At 64.9% G+C, this 16,246-nt stretch carries 19 protein-coding genes and 1 pseudogene; 18 read left to right on the top strand and 2 right to left on the bottom strand.

Features of this window, described 5'->3' with window-relative positions:
* Window positions 1-204: 204 nt before the first annotated feature.
* From R2APBS1_RS09295 to R2APBS1_RS20075, 6 genes and pseudogenes are all read left to right on the top strand, one after another.
* Window positions 205-1,383, top strand: a pseudogene (locus tag R2APBS1_RS09295) (ribonucleotide reductase subunit alpha); the annotation flags it as partial.
* Between the two features lie 65 nt (window positions 1,384-1,448).
* Window positions 1,449-2,558, top strand: a complete 1,110-nt coding sequence (locus tag R2APBS1_RS09290; protein ID WP_015447750.1) for a hypothetical protein — start codon at window positions 1,449-1,451, stop codon at window positions 2,556-2,558.
* Between the two features lie 163 nt (window positions 2,559-2,721).
* Window positions 2,722-2,955 carry a hypothetical protein gene (locus R2APBS1_RS09285; protein WP_015447749.1) on the top strand — a complete coding sequence of 78 codons (234 nt, stop codon included), beginning with the start codon at window positions 2,722-2,724 and terminating at the stop codon, window positions 2,953-2,955.
* Window positions 2,952-3,284 carry a hypothetical protein gene (locus R2APBS1_RS09280; protein ID WP_015447748.1) on the top strand — a complete coding sequence of 111 codons (333 nt, stop codon included), beginning with the start codon at window positions 2,952-2,954 and terminating at the stop codon, window positions 3,282-3,284. Before R2APBS1_RS09285 ends, R2APBS1_RS09280 begins: the two co-directional genes overlap by 4 nt.
* A gap of 154 nt (window positions 3,285-3,438) precedes the next feature.
* A complete protein-coding gene (locus R2APBS1_RS09275; RefSeq protein ID WP_015447747.1) occupies window positions 3,439-3,738 on the top strand; it encodes a hypothetical protein in 300 nt (99 codons plus the stop codon).
* A complete protein-coding gene (locus tag R2APBS1_RS20075; protein WP_015447746.1) occupies window positions 3,731-3,901 on the top strand; it encodes a hypothetical protein in 171 nt (56 codons plus the stop codon). The genes R2APBS1_RS09275 and R2APBS1_RS20075 overlap by 8 nt, the downstream gene beginning before the upstream one ends.
* An 87-nt stretch (window positions 3,902-3,988) precedes the next feature.
* Here R2APBS1_RS20075 and R2APBS1_RS09270 read toward each other — a convergent pair whose 3' ends face one another.
* Together R2APBS1_RS09270 and R2APBS1_RS09265 are read right to left on the bottom strand one after the other, a co-directional pair.
* Window positions 3,989-4,519, bottom strand: coding sequence for a hypothetical protein (locus tag R2APBS1_RS09270; protein WP_015447745.1), 531 nt, complete (start codon window positions 4,517-4,519; stop codon window positions 3,989-3,991).
* Window positions 4,520-4,533: 14 nt separating this feature from the next.
* Entirely contained in the window at window positions 4,534-5,268 is a 735-nt protein-coding gene (locus R2APBS1_RS09265; protein ID WP_081602809.1) for a DsbC family protein, read from the bottom strand.
* Window positions 5,269-5,652: 384 nt separating this feature from the next.
* On the opposite strand from R2APBS1_RS09265, the gene R2APBS1_RS09260 reads away from it, so the two are divergent.
* The 12 genes from R2APBS1_RS09260 to R2APBS1_RS09205 all read left to right on the top strand — a co-directional run bounded on the left by R2APBS1_RS09260 (window position 5,653) and on the right by R2APBS1_RS09205 (window position 16,207).
* Window positions 5,653-5,835, top strand: coding sequence for a hypothetical protein (locus R2APBS1_RS09260; protein WP_015447743.1), 183 nt, complete (start codon window positions 5,653-5,655; stop codon window positions 5,833-5,835).
* 110 nt (window positions 5,836-5,945) lie between these two features.
* Complete coding sequence (locus R2APBS1_RS09255) at window positions 5,946-6,632, top strand: hypothetical protein (protein WP_015447742.1); 687 nt, start codon at window positions 5,946-5,948, stop codon at window positions 6,630-6,632.
* A gap of 70 nt (window positions 6,633-6,702) precedes the next feature.
* Window positions 6,703-7,062, top strand: coding sequence for a hypothetical protein (locus R2APBS1_RS09250; RefSeq protein ID WP_015447741.1), 360 nt, complete (start codon window positions 6,703-6,705; stop codon window positions 7,060-7,062).
* A 186-nt stretch (window positions 7,063-7,248) separates the two neighbouring features.
* On the top strand, window positions 7,249-7,929 hold the full coding sequence (locus R2APBS1_RS20390; RefSeq protein WP_015447740.1) for a hypothetical protein: 681 nt from the start codon (window positions 7,249-7,251) through the stop codon (window positions 7,927-7,929).
* A 216-nt stretch (window positions 7,930-8,145) separates the two neighbouring features.
* The gene (locus R2APBS1_RS09240; protein ID WP_015447739.1) at window positions 8,146-8,712 is read left to right on the top strand and encodes a hypothetical protein; all 567 of its coding nucleotides are present in this window, start codon (window positions 8,146-8,148) and stop codon (window positions 8,710-8,712) included.
* A 94-nt stretch (window positions 8,713-8,806) separates the two neighbouring features.
* Window positions 8,807-9,580, top strand: a complete 774-nt coding sequence (locus R2APBS1_RS09235; RefSeq protein ID WP_157769715.1) for a hypothetical protein — start codon at window positions 8,807-8,809, stop codon at window positions 9,578-9,580.
* 376 nt (window positions 9,581-9,956) lie between these two features.
* Window positions 9,957-10,508, top strand: coding sequence for a hypothetical protein (locus R2APBS1_RS09230; RefSeq protein ID WP_015447737.1), 552 nt, complete (start codon window positions 9,957-9,959; stop codon window positions 10,506-10,508).
* 66 nt (window positions 10,509-10,574) lie between these two features.
* Window positions 10,575-11,555: an AAA family ATPase gene (locus R2APBS1_RS09225; RefSeq protein WP_015447736.1), complete on the top strand. Its 981-nt coding sequence runs from the start codon at window positions 10,575-10,577 to the stop codon at window positions 11,553-11,555.
* Between the two features lies 1 nt (window position 11,556).
* Complete coding sequence (locus R2APBS1_RS09220; RefSeq protein ID WP_015447735.1) at window positions 11,557-12,222, top strand: hypothetical protein; 666 nt, start codon at window positions 11,557-11,559, stop codon at window positions 12,220-12,222.
* Window positions 12,223-12,302: 80 nt separating this feature from the next.
* On the top strand, window positions 12,303-13,271 hold the full coding sequence (locus R2APBS1_RS09215; RefSeq protein ID WP_015447734.1) for a DUF3150 domain-containing protein: 969 nt from the start codon (window positions 12,303-12,305) through the stop codon (window positions 13,269-13,271).
* Window positions 13,272-13,289: 18 nt separating this feature from the next.
* Window positions 13,290-15,014, top strand: coding sequence for a cobaltochelatase CobT-related protein (locus R2APBS1_RS09210; RefSeq protein WP_015447733.1), 1,725 nt, complete (start codon window positions 13,290-13,292; stop codon window positions 15,012-15,014).
* On the top strand, window positions 15,011-16,207 hold the full coding sequence (locus R2APBS1_RS09205) for a DUF7146 domain-containing protein (protein ID WP_015447732.1): 1,197 nt from the start codon (window positions 15,011-15,013) through the stop codon (window positions 16,205-16,207). The genes R2APBS1_RS09210 and R2APBS1_RS09205 overlap by 4 nt, the downstream gene beginning before the upstream one ends.
* Window positions 16,208-16,246 lie beyond the last annotated feature (39 nt).

The raw sequence follows: 16,246 nt of genomic DNA, 5'->3' as shown, positions 1-16,246 counted from the left end.
CGGGCGACACGGCCCAAGCAGGCGAAAGCCGTGCAGGGTGATCGACTGAGCGAGAGGGGCCGGCTCCGGCCGGCATGCGACAGTCAGAACTCCCCCATGACGTGCGGCGGCAACGCCGTGGAAAGGGGAGAGGGGATGCCGAAGAGCTCCCCCGCCGGCGACAGCCGGTCAGTAGGCCGCGAGGCCGAAAGTAACAGCACTGGTGGCGAGCAGCCGCTTCCCCCTGCGGGAGCCTGCTTGTTGGGAAGCGTCAACCTGACGTGCTTCGTGCGGCAGCCCTTCGGGACAGCGGCGACGTTCGACTGGGAGATGTACGCGAAGGTCATCCGCATCTTCACGCGGATGTTGGACAACGTGGTGGAACTGAACGGGCTTCCTCTGGAGGTCCAACGCCACGAGATCATGCGCAAACGTCGTCACGGCATGGGCTACCTCGGCCTGGGTTCGGTGATGACGATGCTGGGCCTGCGGTATGGGTCGCCCGAAAGCGTCGAGTTCACCTCGAAGGTCACCAGGACACTGGCGATCGAGGGGTGGCGCGAGGCGCTGACGCTCGCCGAAGAGAAAGGCCCCGCCCCGATCATGGGCGAGACTTTCACGGTGACGGGCGAAATGCTGCGAAAGCAGCCGGACATGGTGCGCGACGGGTACAAGGTTGGGGACTCCATCCCTGGCCGCCTGCTCCACGCCAGGTACAGCCGCTACATGCAGCGAATCGCCCTGTGCGAACCGGAACTGGTCGAGCGACTGGCAGAGGTCGGTGCACGCTTCACGCACCACAGCTCCATCGCCCCGACCGGCACGATCGCACTGTCGATGGCCAACAATGCCAGCAATGGCATCGAGCCAAGCTTCGCCCATCACTACTCGCGCAATGTGATCCGTGAGGGGAAGAAGTCGAAGGAGAAGGTCGAGGTGTTCAGCTTCGAGCTTCTGGCCTACCGGGCGTTCGTTGATTCGCAGGCCAGTCCGGATGCGACCAGCGAGTTGCATCGGCTGCCGGCGTACTTCGTCGCAGCCGACAGCGTATTGCCGAAGGAGCACGTGGACGTGCAGGCGGCGGCGCAGTACTGGGTCGACTCGTCGATCTCCAAGACGGTCAATGTACCGACCGATATCCCGTTCGAGGCATTCAAGGACGTCTACCGCTACGCCGCTTCCCAAGGGCTGAAAGGGTGCACGACGTTCCGCTTCAACCCGGAGGCCTTCCAAGGCGTCCTGGTGCGGGAGTCCGACCTCGCCGCCACGGAGTACGTCTTCAAGCTCGAAGACGGATCCGAGGTGCGGGTGAAGGGCAACGAGGAGATCGAATACGACGGCGAGATGCATACGGCCGCCAATCTGTTCGACGCTCTGAAGGACGGCTACTACGGCAAGCTCTGAGCCGGCGCAGCCATTAAACCAACTAACCAGGGCGGGGCACTTCGGTGCCCCGCCAGGGAGGAGTCATGTCGAAAACCATCAGCAAGAGGATCACGGGATATGCCGTGGTCAGCAACGAGCCACCCCAGGGATCGTCCAAGGGCGGCTTCACGAATGAGCCCGACCGTCGCCTGCAGATCAGCGCAGGTGCCTTCGACCCAAAGAGCGTGCTCTACCTGGAACGCCGGCCCCATGCGGATGCCGGTCACCCGGCCAGAGTCTTCATGGTGGCATCGCCAACGGGCAAGTTCCCGGTGGTCGTCACCGAGACCGAGGACGATGCACCCTGGATGTTCGAAGTTTGGGTGCCGGGTGAAGCGCCTCGCGATCTGCGGGCGCTGGCCAAGAATCTCAGCATGGACATGCGGGCGCGGGATCGCGCCTGGCTGAAGCTGAAGCTGGAGGCGCTGCTGGATGCCGAAGGCACGCCGTTCGCACTGACGCTTCCCGACGGAACGATTGAACGGGTGGCGTCGGATGCGGCCGCAATGGCGAGGCTGCTGCTCTGGCACGGCACGGCCATGGGAGCGTTCGATGGGTCGGCGGCGACGCCGCTGATCGACGCCATGCTGTCCCGCAAGGAGCCCAAGACCACGGCCGAGGGAGCGGCCTCCTGGAGCTTCGACGTCAAGAACGCCGTCGTACGCGACGACTTCTACATGACGCTCAAGGAGGTCAGCCTGCCTGACGGCACCATTCGCCCAATCAGCGTTTGGACGGCCGGCAAGTACCCACGGTCGCTCGATGGCCTGTGCAAGGCGCTGTCGCTAGACATGCGCGTGTACTCGCCGGCGTGGATCCTGCGAAAGCTCGACCAGCTGGTGGACATCGAGGAACCCAACGGTGGTTTCCTCGGCCCAGTCCCTGGCTCGGAGAAGCAACAGTGGTATCCGTCCACGGTGGCCTACATCGCCACGCTGATCAGGCACAGGCTGGAAACGCTGGGCCTGACGTCGGCGGAAGGCAAGGGAGCGAGCGGTCCGACACTTCGCTTGGTGCCTTCTCCGAACGCTGCATCATCGCCGGTTGCGGAACAGCCGCGGGGGGAACTCTGCGGTGAGTGCGGTGTGCATGCGGTCGTGAAGGAATCGGGCTGCAAGGTCTGCAGGAACTGCTCCTGGTCGGCCTGCGGGTAGTTGTAGGAAGTCGGAGATGTCCCGGGCGACGCAAGTCGCCCGGGCTGTTTGCCCTGACCCATGGCGCCTCAGGGAGGCGGTATCGGTGAAGGCAACGCATTCGGTGCACCTCGCACCAGTCGCTACCCGAAGCGCATTCGGGATTATTGAGAGGGAGGTGGCCATGTCGGAGTTACTGGAAGGTAACGCGATGGCGCAGGCGGGTCGTCGTCAGAGGTTCAGCGAGGCGCTGCAGCGTCTGTGTCTGATCACGGTAGAAGATGCTGGTATGTCCGACGCCGACGTCGACAACTATATCGGCGACGCCCAATCGGCCCAGGACTATCAGCAGGCGGCCATCGCGTACGCCGACGATTACGACCTGGACGTGGTGGGCCGCGGGTGGTTCGGGATATGAGCCTGCCACCGGAAGGCTACGACCCGAAGGACACGGCAGCCGAGGCATTGCTCAAGCTGCGCCTTGTGGCCGGAATGGACGAGACCGTTGGCGTCATCGAGGCGTACGGGCTTGCCGCTCGGCTGCATGGGGCAGATCAAGCCGCCTGCGATGCGGCGGTGCATTGCGGTCGCGCAGACCGCGCCGCCTGCATGGCTGCAACAGCATCGACGCTGTTTACGATCGACGAGCTGCTGGCCGACTGGCAATCCGGCCTGGTTTGCGCGTGGAGGCGAGATCACCCGGCCACCCGCCCAAGCGCCGTCATGGAAGGCGGAAGCTTCGGCTGAGCTCCCGATCCGGTTCCCTGCAGGGACCGCTACACCCAACCCTAGTCGGGCCGATTGCCCGACAGGGGCAATTTGCGCCGCGTGGGAACCCTCGCGGCGTGCACGCGCGGGGCTTGTTTCAACCGCGGCGTGCACGGCCGCAGAGGAGTGTTGTATGAAGAAAGCGAAGAGCGATGCAATGCATCGCGTACGTTCGGTGCGCGCCGCGTGGCGGGAAATGGGTCGTCTCCTGGCCCACCTGCTGATCGGTGCCGTGCTGCTGCTGTGCCTGGTGGCCATGGAGTCGATCGTCATCGTGGCGGTCCGCACCATGGTCCACATGGTTGGGGAGCACTGGTTCACCAGTCTCATGGAGGGGCTGGACGCGGTGTTCGTGCTGATTGACGTGGCGCTGTCGCTGTGGTGGGTGGTAAAATCCGCCAAACGGGCAGCACAGGAGTCGAGCCATGAATGACAATGTGAAAGCCTTCATCGAAGGCTTTGTGCAGGGCGTAAAGGAGACCCCACGGGGTTTCTTCGCTCCCGTCACGGCCTTCTTCCGCTGGCTCAACCGCGTAACCGACGAGGCCATGGCCACGCCGCCCCACGGGAACCAGCGGGCGAGCACCCACCGCTAACGTACCGATGTAGAACGACGAGGCGCCCCACCAGGGCGCCTCGCTCTTTTTTGGGGCTCCGGAAAGCAGAGGGTGCGAGGCGCGGCGCTAGGATCCCTGCAGCGATCCGTCGGGAGCGAACCACGGAAGCCGTCCGGCCCCCACCAGATGGGACGCCCCTAAGCTGTAGCCGTACCGCTCGCGCAGGTCCGCGCAGAGCGTTGCGAGCGCGACGCCGTCGGCACGCCGCGCGCGGAGTTCGGGTGCGAGGCGGCGCACCAGGTAGTCATCCAGCTGCTCGGCCAGCAGGTCGGAACCGATCTTCAGCCCGTGGTCGGCGAGCACGCGCTCTGCCAGCGAGTCGATCGAGATACCTTGGCCACGCAGGGTGCTCAACTCGACCTCGTGTACGGCGATCACGTAGTTCGGTGAAGACGGCTCGTGGCCACGCCGAATTCGTGCGGGCATGCGATAGCGTTTCTCGATCCATTTGTCCACGCCGAGCGCCAGTTTGATGAGGGCCAACACACCTACGAGCTGCAGGACGAAAGTGAGGACGATCCACGCCGCCCAGATGATGGGAGTCGCGGAACAATGGATTATGGTCAGAATGGCGACGCACGCGACGATTGCGGCCATCAACGCCAACTCCGTCATCGCGGCGACGCCGGCGGCAGTTGCAGCGCATCCAGACTGCTTCGCAGACGTGCCGGGTCGACCAGCCCGCCCAGCACGGTGCCATCCGGGGCGATCAGCGCGGGCGTGCCGGGAACTTGGAGGGCGATGGCCAGCTCGTACTCCTTAGCCACCGGGTTGGCGCAGTGGCGCACCGGGAGCTCCCGTTTGGCGTAGGCGTTACGAAGGGCCTCCGCCCGGTTCGGTGCGCACCACACATTGACCGCCTCCTGATAGGAAGCGGTGTCGTTGATGCCGGCACGCGGGTAGGCCACGAAGTCGAAGGCGATTCCCTGCCTCAGGTAGTCATCAACGTGCGTCACAAGTCGCTCGCAGAAGCCACAGTCGATGTCCACGAAAGCGGTCACGCGATAGCGCGCATGGGGCGGGGCGATGCTGATCTTGTCGTGCGGCGCCAGACCCGCGAGCGCCTTGGCCCGCGAGGCCGCCTTGATGCGTTCCGAGACATCCACGCCATGTGCCATGTCGTACAGGTGCCCCTGCAGGACGAATCGGCCATCGTCGCTCACGTACAGCGGTTGGCCATCGACGATGGCTGTCAGGAAGTGAGGCATTGGCGCTGCGGTAACCGCGGTGATCTGGCCCGTCGGCGAAAGACGATGGATGGCCGCGGCGACCGGCGCGGGCGCCTGGGCGGCGTGCGCTAGCGGCGCCAGAATCAGGCCGAGAAGGATGGCAGGGAGAGTTCGCACCGGTGGACCTTCGCGCGTGGTGGGGGGACTTCCACTCTAGGCGACTGCCCTCCAATGCCCGGGCGCAATCCACCCGGTTGAAGGCGTGTCGGCCGGCCCGTTGACCCCGCCGAAGCGCCGTGGCAGCATGATTCCTGCCTTCCAGGCCGGTTCCCTCCCCGATGCGAGGTGCTCATCGCTTCCGGTGAGCCCGCGGCGCCGATTCACGATCGCCGCAATTTCCATATCCGATTTGAACGAGAGCGATTCGCCGCGCGCGTGCTTGCGCGTGCCGCCAATCGCTTTCCTGCGTGCCGTCGTGCACGTCGCTGTCCGGGGTGTTCCCGGTCGTTCAAAACGGTGTGCAGATCGCGGCCACGCCGCAGCACGCCATCGGAGGTCAAGATGATCCCTTGGTACCTGATCGCACGCGCGATCCGCCTCACAGCCTTCCTGGTGACCAACCAGGTGAGCTGGTCCGAGTTCCGCCGGGCCGTGTCCCGCCCGACGAAGCTGGTGTTCTTCCTCAAGCGCGGTGGCGTGTGCTTCTGCGACCGCGATCTCGAGCGGTCCTTCTTCGGCTACTAGACCGAAGCTGCCGCTCCCCAAGCCGGATTCGTTCCGGCTTCCTCCTCCCGCCGCGGGTCCACATCCCGCACGGGATGCGTGTCCGTGGCCTCGCCGATCTGGAGATTCCCATGAACACGGTTACCCACCGCCCAACCTACTTGGTACACGGCTACTACGCCATCGCGATCGACGCATCGCGTGCGGCCCACGCCATGCGAGAAGTGCTGCCCCACTGGAATCCTTGGATCAATCCAGGTTTCCAGGGCCGCCAGCTGATCGTTCTTTCGGATCGCTCAAGGCTCGCCTTGGGGCGTCCGACGAAAGACCGCACGCGCGCGATCTTCGCCGTCGGCACCGACGGCGAGGTCCGGCAGTCCTTCAACGGGCTGCGGGCCGACGTCGATGCCGGCCACATCGCGATCACCGATGCGAGTCGTCCTGCGACCGTCGAGACGTTCGACGCGGTGATGGACCTGGCGCTCGCCCACGCGATGCCGCTGAGCTACATCGAAGGCATCGAGCGCGGCATCGCCTTCCAGCCGACACGGGACGTCTGCCCGCGGAGTGCCAACGGAAAGCGCTTGGCTGACTACGTGCAAGCCGGGATCGCACCCGCCGGCGCCGACGATGGGAGGGCTCGACCGTGGCACGTGTCCCTGGCACTGACTCCGATCGACCGCCTCTACGCCATGTGCGAGGTCTACGGCGGGCTCGGCATCGACCGACCCTCCGTGAGCCTCGCTGGCGGTGACGCGGCGTTCCTGATCGACGGCTATGCCCACTGGTTCCGGGAGCATCTGGTCCACGCGGCGTGATGGTCGCCCTACGAAGACCTGGCCACCTCGGTGGCCGGGCCCTCATCCCTTTCACTCATCTGGAACTCCCATGCAGACCACTGAAGAGCGCATCTACCGTACGCATGTCGACAGCGAGGACACCGAGTCGGAATTGCCCGGAGAGGCGCGCGTTGTCATCTCCCTGGCGCTGGCCAAGCGCATCCGACTGCTGTCGGACACGGTGAAGACGGTCCAGGCGATGTCGATCCGCGATCGCAGCGACGGCGATTGCGCCGCCTTCGGCGACGAGCTCGACGGCGACGGCGAACCGTGGGAGGCCGCGAGGACCGAAATGGTCGTCTCGGCCGAGTACGTATGGTTCGAAGCCACCATCCCCGAGATCAGTGACCACGTGTTGGCCAACGACCCGCTGGCGATCGACGCGATCATGCAGGACTTCGGGATCTGACCGACATCCGACAGCACGCCGTCAGGGCGTGCTGTCGGGTTGGCACCTTAGATCAGGCGCAACCGTGGCTTGACGTGAACCGCCGTGCGCGGCGGCTCACGTCAGGGCATGGAGACCCTGCCGGTTGTTCGAGGCGTCTGCCTCCGACCGCTACCGGAGCGATTCCGGCCTTTCAAGGAGCATCCCATGTCGTACGAAATCGAATATCGCTACGCAGTCTTCGCCTACGACGCCCAGCAGGCGCACTCGGCGATGAATGCCCTCGTCAAGGACACGAGTGCCAGGCCCAGCCGCTTCCCGGACTACGCGGCCGAGAGGTGTGTGGTCACGTTCGTGGAAGAGGGCGCCAGCAACACCTTCGAAGCCGACACGAATCGGCGGTCGCGGTCCTGGCAGCTCCAGCACTGCGGAGCGGTCTCGGAATGCCTCGAACGGGTGATCACCATGTCGACCTACGTCGAACGTGGCCTGACCAAGCCATTCGGGCGCGAGCAGCGGGCGGAGACGTATATCGCCGCCTACCGCAACCGCATGGCGGCGTCCGCCCTGCCGTTGGAAAACTTCTTCAGCATGAACAGGGGCGGGGTCCTCGATGTGAAGCTGCATCTGTTCGATGCCGAGAAGGCCAGCGTGCACCCCTGGTGGCGCTTTGCTGTCGCGCAAGGGTGGACCTACAAGCCCCAGTACTCGGAGGGTGGCATCCGACTCCCGCTCGAGAACCAGCTGCAACTGGAATGCTTGCTGCAGACGATCCCGGCAATCGCCACGGGTCTGTGTGCGACGTTCGGCTCGCTGGATAAGTACAGCGGCATCTGCAGCTCGCTGAACCGCCTGAGCGGTGGTCAGCAGCTGTCGTTGATCGCTTGATCGAAAAGGGCCGCATGCCAGACCTCTGGCCTGGCATGCGGTGGCAGGGTTTCGCTTTTCCACGTGGCGGCCGCGCCGGCTTCAACCCGGCGCGGCCGGCACACCGCGCCGACTGGCGCAACCCAGAATGACCATCATCAGCCCCTTCTCCGAGGGGCGTTCCCATCCATCGTCGCGGGCCAAAGGCGCGCGGCATCGACCATCGAGGATTTGGCGATGATCCACACCCGAAACATGCATACAACCGAGGGCAAGCTTCGACAGTTCCTGGCCGCGAACCCCAAAGCGGACCACGCCGACACAGCGCTCGCCACGGCCGTACTGGATGCTGTGCGCAAGCTGTCCACGCTGCCGCTGGACGATGGGATCGTCACGATCTCCTTGGGCCGCCGCGGTGTGCCGATGACGATCGAGCTGGACCGTGTCGGAATCGAGTTGTCCACCTGGATTACTGCCGGCGAGGAGATCGCTGGCTTCATGCGCCCCTGTGGGGGCGAGGAAAGTCTCGTCCGGATCGGCAGCCTCCTGATGCGGCTGTCGCAGCGCCCGCTGAAAGACGCCGAGGCTACCGCACGCCTGGTCCTGCGGATCATCCGTTTGGACGATCCGGCCGCGATGGTGAGGTGGACCAAACGGTGGACCAAGGCGATCCACGACGACGTAGCGTCGAGCTACGTGTCGGCGCTGCCGGTCCAGCTGAGCACACGAGCCATGGTTCGTGCCTTGGCAAGCCGAGGCCCGCAGGGCGCATGCCGGGAGCGGCGCCAGCCCTCTCGCAACTAGCGTTACCACCGCGGTGCGGCACGCCGCGGAATCTTTTCCACCCTTCACGGGCTTGACCGCCCACAAGGGCGGGGAGGTTGTTGTGCACTATGTAATGCGAAACACGCAGAACGGATCGGACAAGGACTACGTCGTCACCACTGGCGCGGGTTTGGTCGAATGCCGAAACGGACGCCATGGCCGAACGATGGTGCTCGCGAAGAGCCATCCCATCTCCGGCGACGTGGGTGACGAAAATGCCCTTGCCATGAAGATCGTCGAAAGGAAGCGCAAGGAGGGCTACATACTCGACCGGAGCAGTGGTTTATCCTTGCTGACGTTGGATCCAGCGTGGATCACGGTTCGCCCATTGGCGATGACGCGGGATGACATCATCAGGGCCAGCGAGGCCATCTCGCAGGGTCGCAGCCAACTACACGGCCTCACGAAATGGAAAGTGAACCGAGCTAGGCTGGGATGCTCCGCCATCCTCCTTCACGAAGATGGTCGCGTGAGCATCGAAGGTAATCAGGGAGTGATGCCGGGCGTTGGCCTTACCGGGCCGGCCTTGGTCATGGCCCGATACGGAGGTCCAATGGCGAATATCGCCATTGCCATGATGCACGCGCAAAAGGCCGTGATGGTCACCCACCCGGGCTACGCCATCGGGAAATCATGGCCGGACAGCGAGCCACAGTCCCTGCTGAGGACCTTGGACGACGCGAGGGCGCTAAAAGAGAGCAGGAAGGCTTTCGATGCGTTCGAGGCGAACCCCAGCTGGATGGCATTTGCCGATGCTCTCGCAAGGGATGAACCGGCATCGGAGCCCATGGGCGAGGTCGCAAGCTGGCTTGAGGACATTAGAAGTCAAGCCGTCGTGCTGTTGTAAGTGAACGTGAATCCCGGGCGGCGCAAGCCGCCCGGGGATTGGCTTGACACGGCCGGCCGGATTGCTCCAGCATGCAGCTGCCGATCTCGGCCGTGACCCGCCCACGCTTGGCGGCCTTCCTCCGCTGCGCACCGCCGTAGCAATCGTGTCCCGCTTTCGTGGTGACGCCGACCAAAGCCTTCCGATGACTGCGTGAGGTTTCACGCGAGCGCCCGCGCGGGTGTTCGCGTGAGGCCTCCCCGCGTTCGGTGTGGGCCAGCGTTTCCGTGGTGCTTTTGCACCGCACGCTATCCGGAGCGATTCCGGAATTTTTGCCCACTGGGCGCGCACAGCCGCCCACTCGGGCCTCTGTGCGTCTTTTGCACGGAGGTTCGTCATGTTGAAGCAAATATTCGGGCAACTCAGCTTGCCCGTGCTCGATCCCCTTGGGATCGTGACCGCTCTGGCGGACCGGCGCGAAAAGCGTCGTGATGCCAGGCGTCTGCGTACGGGTGCTATCGCGCAGCTGCGCCGGGATCTCCTGGCGTTCGGTGCGTCCGAGCAGTTGGACCTGTTCGCTGCGGTGTTGCCGAGTGCAGACCGCGAGCTCCTGGTGCCGACTCACGACTTCTGTCGTACGGTCGCCAGCGAGTGGACGGATCAGCAGATTGTCGCGCTCTGCGATGGGATCATCCGCGCCAGCCTCGAAGGCCTGCGCGGGTTCAAGGACCCCGCCCGGCGGCGCGAGTTGCTGACGTGGTTCGCCCCGTCCAGCGATCCGGACGAGACGTTGTCGTTCGCGTTCTGCTGTCGCATCGCTGGCCTCGACCCCGAGCCGATCTACACCTCGGTGTGGCATCAGTTCAAGGCCGAGATTCGCGGCTACCTGGAAGAAGATCGGGCTCCTGCGGACACGCACGAGCACCAGGACGACTTCCTGTTCGCATAACCCACCCCGCGGGGACACTCCCGTCGGGGGTGTCCCCTTTTTGCTATCTGAGCGAAGGAGAGACACATGCAATTCACCACCGTCAGTGCGAAGGTTTTCGGCGACGAAAGCCCCGACGTGCAGATCCCCGCCATGGTGCGCGAGGTCGGCCAGGAGTCGGAGGCCTACATTCCGGCGATCGACGCGACGTACACGTTCGACAGGAACAACCTGTCGGTCGTGAACAACTTCCTCAACTCGGCCTGGACCGAAGGGACCAAGGAAGGCCTGCAGCTGATCGGCCCGACCGGCTCCGGCAAGACCTCGCTCATCGAGCAGGTCTGCGCCAGGCTCAACGTACCGGTGGTTTCGGTCACGGCCCACGAGCGCATGGAGGTGCCCGAGCTGATTAGCAGCATCGTGGCGTTCGAGGGATCGACCATGACGGTCGACGGCCCCCTGACCATGGCCATCCGCAATGGGTGGCCGTTCGTGCTCAACGAAAGCGATCTGCTGGAGTCGGGCACGGCCACCGGTCTGAACGACATCATCGAGCGTGGCTTCCTGGTCATTCCATCGACCAACGAGCTCGTTCGTGCGGCGCAGGGCTTCGCGTTCATTGCCACCAGCAACACCGGTGGCGCCGGCGACGATCTGGGCGCGTACGTGGGCACGAAGGTGCAGAACCTCGCGTTCCGCGATCGCTTCCTCAAGGTCGTCGTGGACTACATGGACGAGCCCACGGAACTGAAGCTCCTCGAGCGGAAGTTCCCGAGCACGTCCGTACAGGTCCTGAAGGGCTTCATCGCCGTCGCCAACATGATCCGGGAGGGCTTCAAAGCCGGCACCGGATTGGACGTGACGATGTCCACCCGCACGCTGGTCCGTTGGGTTCGCCTGACGGGACAGTTCGCGGGCATCGAGCGCAGGGGTCACCAGCCCATCCATTACGCGATGGACCTGGCCCTCGCCAACGGCACGTCGGCGGCGGTGTCCGAGTCGCTGCACAGCATGATCCAGCAACACATCGGCGTGGATCGCTTCGTGACCGCCAACACGGGGGACTGACATGAAGCGCCATTTCCGATTGGCCCACCCCGGCGGCTTGGATGAGGTAGCAACCATCTCGACCGAGCCGGAGGCCGTCACGGTAACGCGACGGGTCGAGTCAACGCGCAGCAAGGGGAGGCCGGTCCGGATCCCCATCAAGCTGTGCCAAGGAGGATCGGTCGAGCTCGAGGCGCGCGTCCAGCAGCACAAGCTGGTGGGCGAAGGCTTCACGTTCGACCGTGACGACGAAACTGCGCTGGACGGACGGGAGTCCTACCTGTACGTGGTGGTGCATCGCCAACACACCGGCGATGTCATCGACCACGTGACCGGATCCACCATGCCTCCGGGCATCCTGGTGGGTTCATACGCGGCCGGCAGGGTGGACGTCTCCGATTCACGGGGCACGCGCATCGCGCTGGACGTCACGCGGGACGCATCGGCGGTGTCGGCCTCCGACTCGCCGCTGGTGGCCCTCGCGCTGATCTGGTGTCACGAAGGGTGGGCGGAACTCGCACTCGAGGTCTATCCCACTCCCGGTGGCACCAGGGCGGTCGACCACCGTCAGCTCTACGAACTTGCACAGGCCCTGCCGGAGGAGCTCCGGGACTTCGTTCTGGAGTCAGGTGTCGCCCGTCCGGGATTGATCGGATCCGGTGCGGTCGCCGAGGCAATCCTGCTGTAATTCATCACCATCCCCACGGGGGCGCATCGCCCCCACGGGGGAGGTGCGTCGATCCCTGGGGTTCCTACCAGGAGAACGACATGAGCAACTACAACCCTGCCACCGTGCTTGACGCGGTGGTGCTGGTGCAGCTGGACGTGCGAGCGTCGGAGCTGTCCAGCAAGGTGGAGCGCACCCGCGACCTGCCTTCCGACCAGATGCCACCGGCGCACCTCATCAGTGCCGGCGTGAAGCACTACGCCGATCCGAAACTGAAAGCGCCTTTCAACGCGCTGAAGAAACGGGCCGAGCGAGCCTGTGCCGAAGTCGGTTTCCCCCTGCTGAAAGGCTGGGCGGTGCCGAAAGCGGCGGCGCGCAAACTCGACGACGTGCTGAAGCAGCTGGCCATCTCCTATGTCCGGGAGGCGGACAACCTCGAAGCTGCGCTGCCGCAGAAGTTCAAGGAATGGGAACAGTCCAACCCGGGCTGGGAGAATCTCTTGACGAGGGATCGGCCGACGCCGGCGAACATCCGGAGCCGCTACCGGTTCCGGCACATGATGTACCGCATGCGGCCGGCGGCCGACGCCGATGACGATCCGTTGAACGACGGCATGGGCATCGCGCGGGGCTCGCTGCTCGAAGCGATCCTGGACGACGTGGCCGACAACGCCACTGACATCCTCAAGAAGACGTTCGAGGGCAAGGCCCAGGTCTCGGGCCGCATCATGACCTCGATCGGCGTGCTGGCGAACAAGCTCCGCTCCTTCGCAATGGTCGATCCGCTGGTGGTACCGGTGGCGTCGATGATCGGCGAGGTGCTGGGCTCGATCGGCAGCACGTGCGCGACGCTCAGCGTGACGCACACCAGTGCGTTGCGTGGCCTGCTGGAACTGCTGACCGATCCGGTCAAGGTCCGCACGCACGGCTCCCTGCAGGTGCAAGAGGGGGTCATCACGGTGGACGAGGCCCAAACGGACCTGTTCCACGAACCCGAACCGGAAGCGGTGGTCGTTGCACCTCCGCCGCCGGCGCAGGTGTCGCCACTGGCTACCGCCACGATGCTCTAGCGAGCGAAGGAGGAAGTCATGGGAAAGCGCGTACAAGGGATCTTCGGATCCCTTCCAATCCTGGCGGCGGCATTCGGCCGTCGCCAGGGTGTGAAGGTCTTCGTCGGGGGCAATATCGCATGCACGGACGGCCGGGTCATCCGGCTGCCCGATCTGCCGCTGGACTGCGACGAGACACTGGAAGTGAAAGCGATGGGCTATCTGTTTCACGAGACCGGCCATATCGAGTTCACTGACTTCACGACCTACGCCACAGCGGGTGACGCCTTCGAGGCCAACCTGCTCAACGTGGTCGAGGACATCCGCATGGAGTCGATGCGCAATGCGACGTATCCCGGCTCGGCCGCATCGCTCTCGAAACTGGTGGGAGTGGTGGCGGCCGAAGGGGACTTCGGCACGGAGGAGATGGCGAAGACGGCCGAGCCTCAGAACGTGCTGATGATGGGCGTTCTGACCCGGCTGCGCAGCCAGTACCTCGGGCAGCCATGCGATGTCGCGGCTGCCATCTGGTGGCCGAAGCTGCAGGCGCTGCTAGGGCGGGCGGCGAGCATCAAGCTCGAAGCACTCCTCGGGTGCGTGGACGATCTGGATACCACGGCCGATGCACTGGCTCTGGCACGCCGGATCAAAACGCTGGTCGAGGAGGCGGCAAAGGACGAGCCGCAGGAGCCCTCGGATCCCTCGCAACCCGGTGACCCCCAGCAAAGAGAGGGCGATGCGTCCGGTCAGGGCGGACAGCCCGACGCCGGCGGCGATCAAAGCGCCCGGTCCAACCCCGATGCCGATGCGGCGTCGTCGTCGGACGCACAGGGATCGACGGGTGATGCGCAAGCTGGACCGGACCGACAGGCGCTTTCACAGGCCTTGGGTGCCGGGGCCAGCGACTTCGTCCCGACGGACTTGGGCAAAGTGCTCGGCGCCTCCCTTGAGCAGGAAGCTCGAAAGGGTGTCGAGGCCGAAGCCCGTCAGCTGGCAAAGGAGGGCGTTCGTGCTCGACCGGTGACCGATCCGCTGGCAGTGTCGAAGCGGAGGGCGCAGGGACAGGGCGAGCTGCAACAAGTGTTGGGGCAATCCCAGCAGTTGCGCACTCGTCTGGCGGCGGCCATGGAGGCCCAGGCCCGCGCAAAGGTCGATTACCGTCGGCAGGGAGCTCGCCTGGACGGGCGGGTGCTCCACCGGTTGTTCACCGGCGACATGCGCGTCTTCGCCCGAAAGGAGGTGGCGCGCAAGGTGAACACGGCGGTGCAAATCCTGCTTGATCGGTCGGGGTCGATGAATGGAACGCCGATCGAGATCGCCAGGAAGGCGACGCTGGCAACGGCCGTTGGCATCAGCCAGATCGTTGGCTGCAAAGCGGCCGCGGCCGCGTTTCCCGCCATCGAAGTCCTCAAGGAGTTCGACGAGGCAGCGCGGGGAGTGGCCGGTCGCTTCGACTTGTCTGCCGCAGGTGGCACACCGATGGGTCGCGCCATGATCTGGGCGGCCTCGCAGCTGGTGTCACGCCGAGAGGAGCGCAAGCTGTTGGTGGTGATCACCGATGGCGAGCCGGAGGATGTTCCGATGGTCAAGCGGCTGGCCGGCAAGTTCGCCCAGTCCGGGGTCGAGGTCATCGGCGTCGGTATCGGGAGTGGCCGTCAAGCTGTGGAAAGGCTTTTCCCCAGCGCGGTCGGTATCGACGCGGTGGACGAACTGGCCGGGGCGTTGTTCGGGGTCATTCACAAGAAGATGAGGAGAGTCGCGTGAGCAACTTCAAGCTGGAGGCAAGAGAGGTGGCGTCCTACGCCCGCGGGCGTTGGGACAACATCTATGCATCGCTTGCCCCGACGCTTGGGGCGGCGATCGCCAAGAAGGGCAGGCACGTCGCCTGTCCAGTGCACGGCGGGACCAATGGGTTCCGCCTGCACAAGACCGCGGACGGTGGGCAGGGCATCTGCAATTCCTGCGACGCCTTCGTGCGCAATGGTGAACGGCAGTGGCTCGATGGTTTCGGCATCCTGATGTGGGCAACGGGGGGATCGTTCCCCCAAGTCCTCGAAGATGTGGCGAGCATCGTGGCACCGCATTTGCTGCAGAGTCACGGCAAGGCGGAACATCGCCGCGCCGCGCCACCGCCGCCTGCACCTCCGGCTCGCACTCGCGAAATGGAGGAGCAGGACCGGGCGTTGGTACAGCGGATGCGCGAGACCTGGCAAAAGGCCATCCCGTTGACGGATGCCCGCGCCAGGCTCGCGTGGCGTTACCTGGAATCCCGCGGGCTGCCTGTGCCGGGGGAAATGCCGGGAGTGTGGGATTCGGTTCGATTCCTCCCATCGCTGTTCTATCGGGACGACGATCGGGACGACGAGAACGATGAATCCGGGTACTTCCCGGCCATGGTGGCACTGCTGCAGAACCCGCAAGGCGGCGTTCGGGGTGTTCATCGGACTTACCTCGCCCGTGATGGGTGGGGCAAGGCGCCGGTGAGCTACCCGAAGAAGCTGATGGGCAAGCCGGAGATCGTGAGCTTGGCCGGTTGTGCCATTCGCCTGGGTCCGCCTGGGCGGGTGATCGGAGCCGCGGAGGGTATGGAAACCGCGCTGGCAGTCGGCGCATTCACCGGCTTCTCCGTGTGGTCGACAGTGAACGCGACGCTTCTGCGTCAGTTCCGACCGCCGGAGGGGACGTTGGGCGTGCATCTGTTCGGTGATCTGGATCGCAGCGAGGAAGGCCAGAAGGCGATGAGCGACGAGGAAGGGACCCTAAAGGGCCTCGGGTACCAGGTGCGGGCGGACCTACCGCCCGGCCCCATTCCCGTAGGTTCCAAGGGTGTCGACTGGCTCAACATCTACAACCAGCATGGAAAGGAGGCGATTCGCTTCGTCGAGAGTTTGCAGAAGGCTGTTAGTCAGCGAGTGGTCATTCCGTTTCACGACGCCAGCCGGCGCCGCGCAGGATGACCAAGAGAGCAACAGCACCGGCGTCCCTCACGGGGCGCC

Source organism: Rhodanobacter denitrificans (assembly GCF_000230695.2).
Taxonomy (GTDB): domain Bacteria; phylum Pseudomonadota; class Gammaproteobacteria; order Xanthomonadales; family Rhodanobacteraceae; genus Rhodanobacter; species Rhodanobacter denitrificans.
The sequence above is the reverse complement of the archived record's forward strand: the minus strand, read 5'-3'. Positions and strand labels throughout refer to the sequence as shown.

What these genes read in the sequence shown, in the direction of transcription:
- R2APBS1_RS09290 (WP_015447750.1), top strand. Translation starts at nt 1,449, where the DNA reads ATGTCGAAAACCATCAGCAAGAGGATCACGGGATATGCCGTGGTCAGC.
- R2APBS1_RS09285 (WP_015447749.1), top strand. Translation starts at nt 2,722, where the DNA reads ATGTCGGAGTTACTGGAAGGTAACGCGATGGCGCAGGCGGGTCGTCGT.
- R2APBS1_RS09280 (WP_015447748.1), top strand. Translation starts at nt 2,952, where the DNA reads ATGAGCCTGCCACCGGAAGGCTACGACCCGAAGGACACGGCAGCCGAG.
- R2APBS1_RS09275 (WP_015447747.1), top strand. Translation starts at nt 3,439, where the DNA reads ATGAAGAAAGCGAAGAGCGATGCAATGCATCGCGTACGTTCGGTGCGC.
- R2APBS1_RS20075 (WP_015447746.1), top strand. Translation starts at nt 3,731, where the DNA reads ATGAATGACAATGTGAAAGCCTTCATCGAAGGCTTTGTGCAGGGCGTA.
- R2APBS1_RS09270 (WP_015447745.1), bottom strand. Translation starts at nt 4,519, where the DNA reads ATGGCCGCAATCGTCGCGTGCGTCGCCATTCTGACCATAATCCATTGT.
- R2APBS1_RS09260 (WP_015447743.1), top strand. Translation starts at nt 5,653, where the DNA reads ATGATCCCTTGGTACCTGATCGCACGCGCGATCCGCCTCACAGCCTTC.
- R2APBS1_RS09255 (WP_015447742.1), top strand. Translation starts at nt 5,946, where the DNA reads ATGAACACGGTTACCCACCGCCCAACCTACTTGGTACACGGCTACTAC.
- R2APBS1_RS09250 (WP_015447741.1), top strand. Translation starts at nt 6,703, where the DNA reads ATGCAGACCACTGAAGAGCGCATCTACCGTACGCATGTCGACAGCGAG.
- R2APBS1_RS20390 (WP_015447740.1), top strand. Translation starts at nt 7,249, where the DNA reads ATGTCGTACGAAATCGAATATCGCTACGCAGTCTTCGCCTACGACGCC.
- R2APBS1_RS09240 (WP_015447739.1), top strand. Translation starts at nt 8,146, where the DNA reads ATGATCCACACCCGAAACATGCATACAACCGAGGGCAAGCTTCGACAG.
- R2APBS1_RS09235 (WP_157769715.1), top strand. Translation starts at nt 8,807, where the DNA reads ATGCGAAACACGCAGAACGGATCGGACAAGGACTACGTCGTCACCACT.
- R2APBS1_RS09230 (WP_015447737.1), top strand. Translation starts at nt 9,957, where the DNA reads ATGTTGAAGCAAATATTCGGGCAACTCAGCTTGCCCGTGCTCGATCCC.
- R2APBS1_RS09225 (WP_015447736.1), top strand. Translation starts at nt 10,575, where the DNA reads ATGCAATTCACCACCGTCAGTGCGAAGGTTTTCGGCGACGAAAGCCCC.
- R2APBS1_RS09220 (WP_015447735.1), top strand. Translation starts at nt 11,557, where the DNA reads ATGAAGCGCCATTTCCGATTGGCCCACCCCGGCGGCTTGGATGAGGTA.
- R2APBS1_RS09215 (WP_015447734.1), top strand. Translation starts at nt 12,303, where the DNA reads ATGAGCAACTACAACCCTGCCACCGTGCTTGACGCGGTGGTGCTGGTG.
- R2APBS1_RS09210 (WP_015447733.1), top strand. Translation starts at nt 13,290, where the DNA reads ATGGGAAAGCGCGTACAAGGGATCTTCGGATCCCTTCCAATCCTGGCG.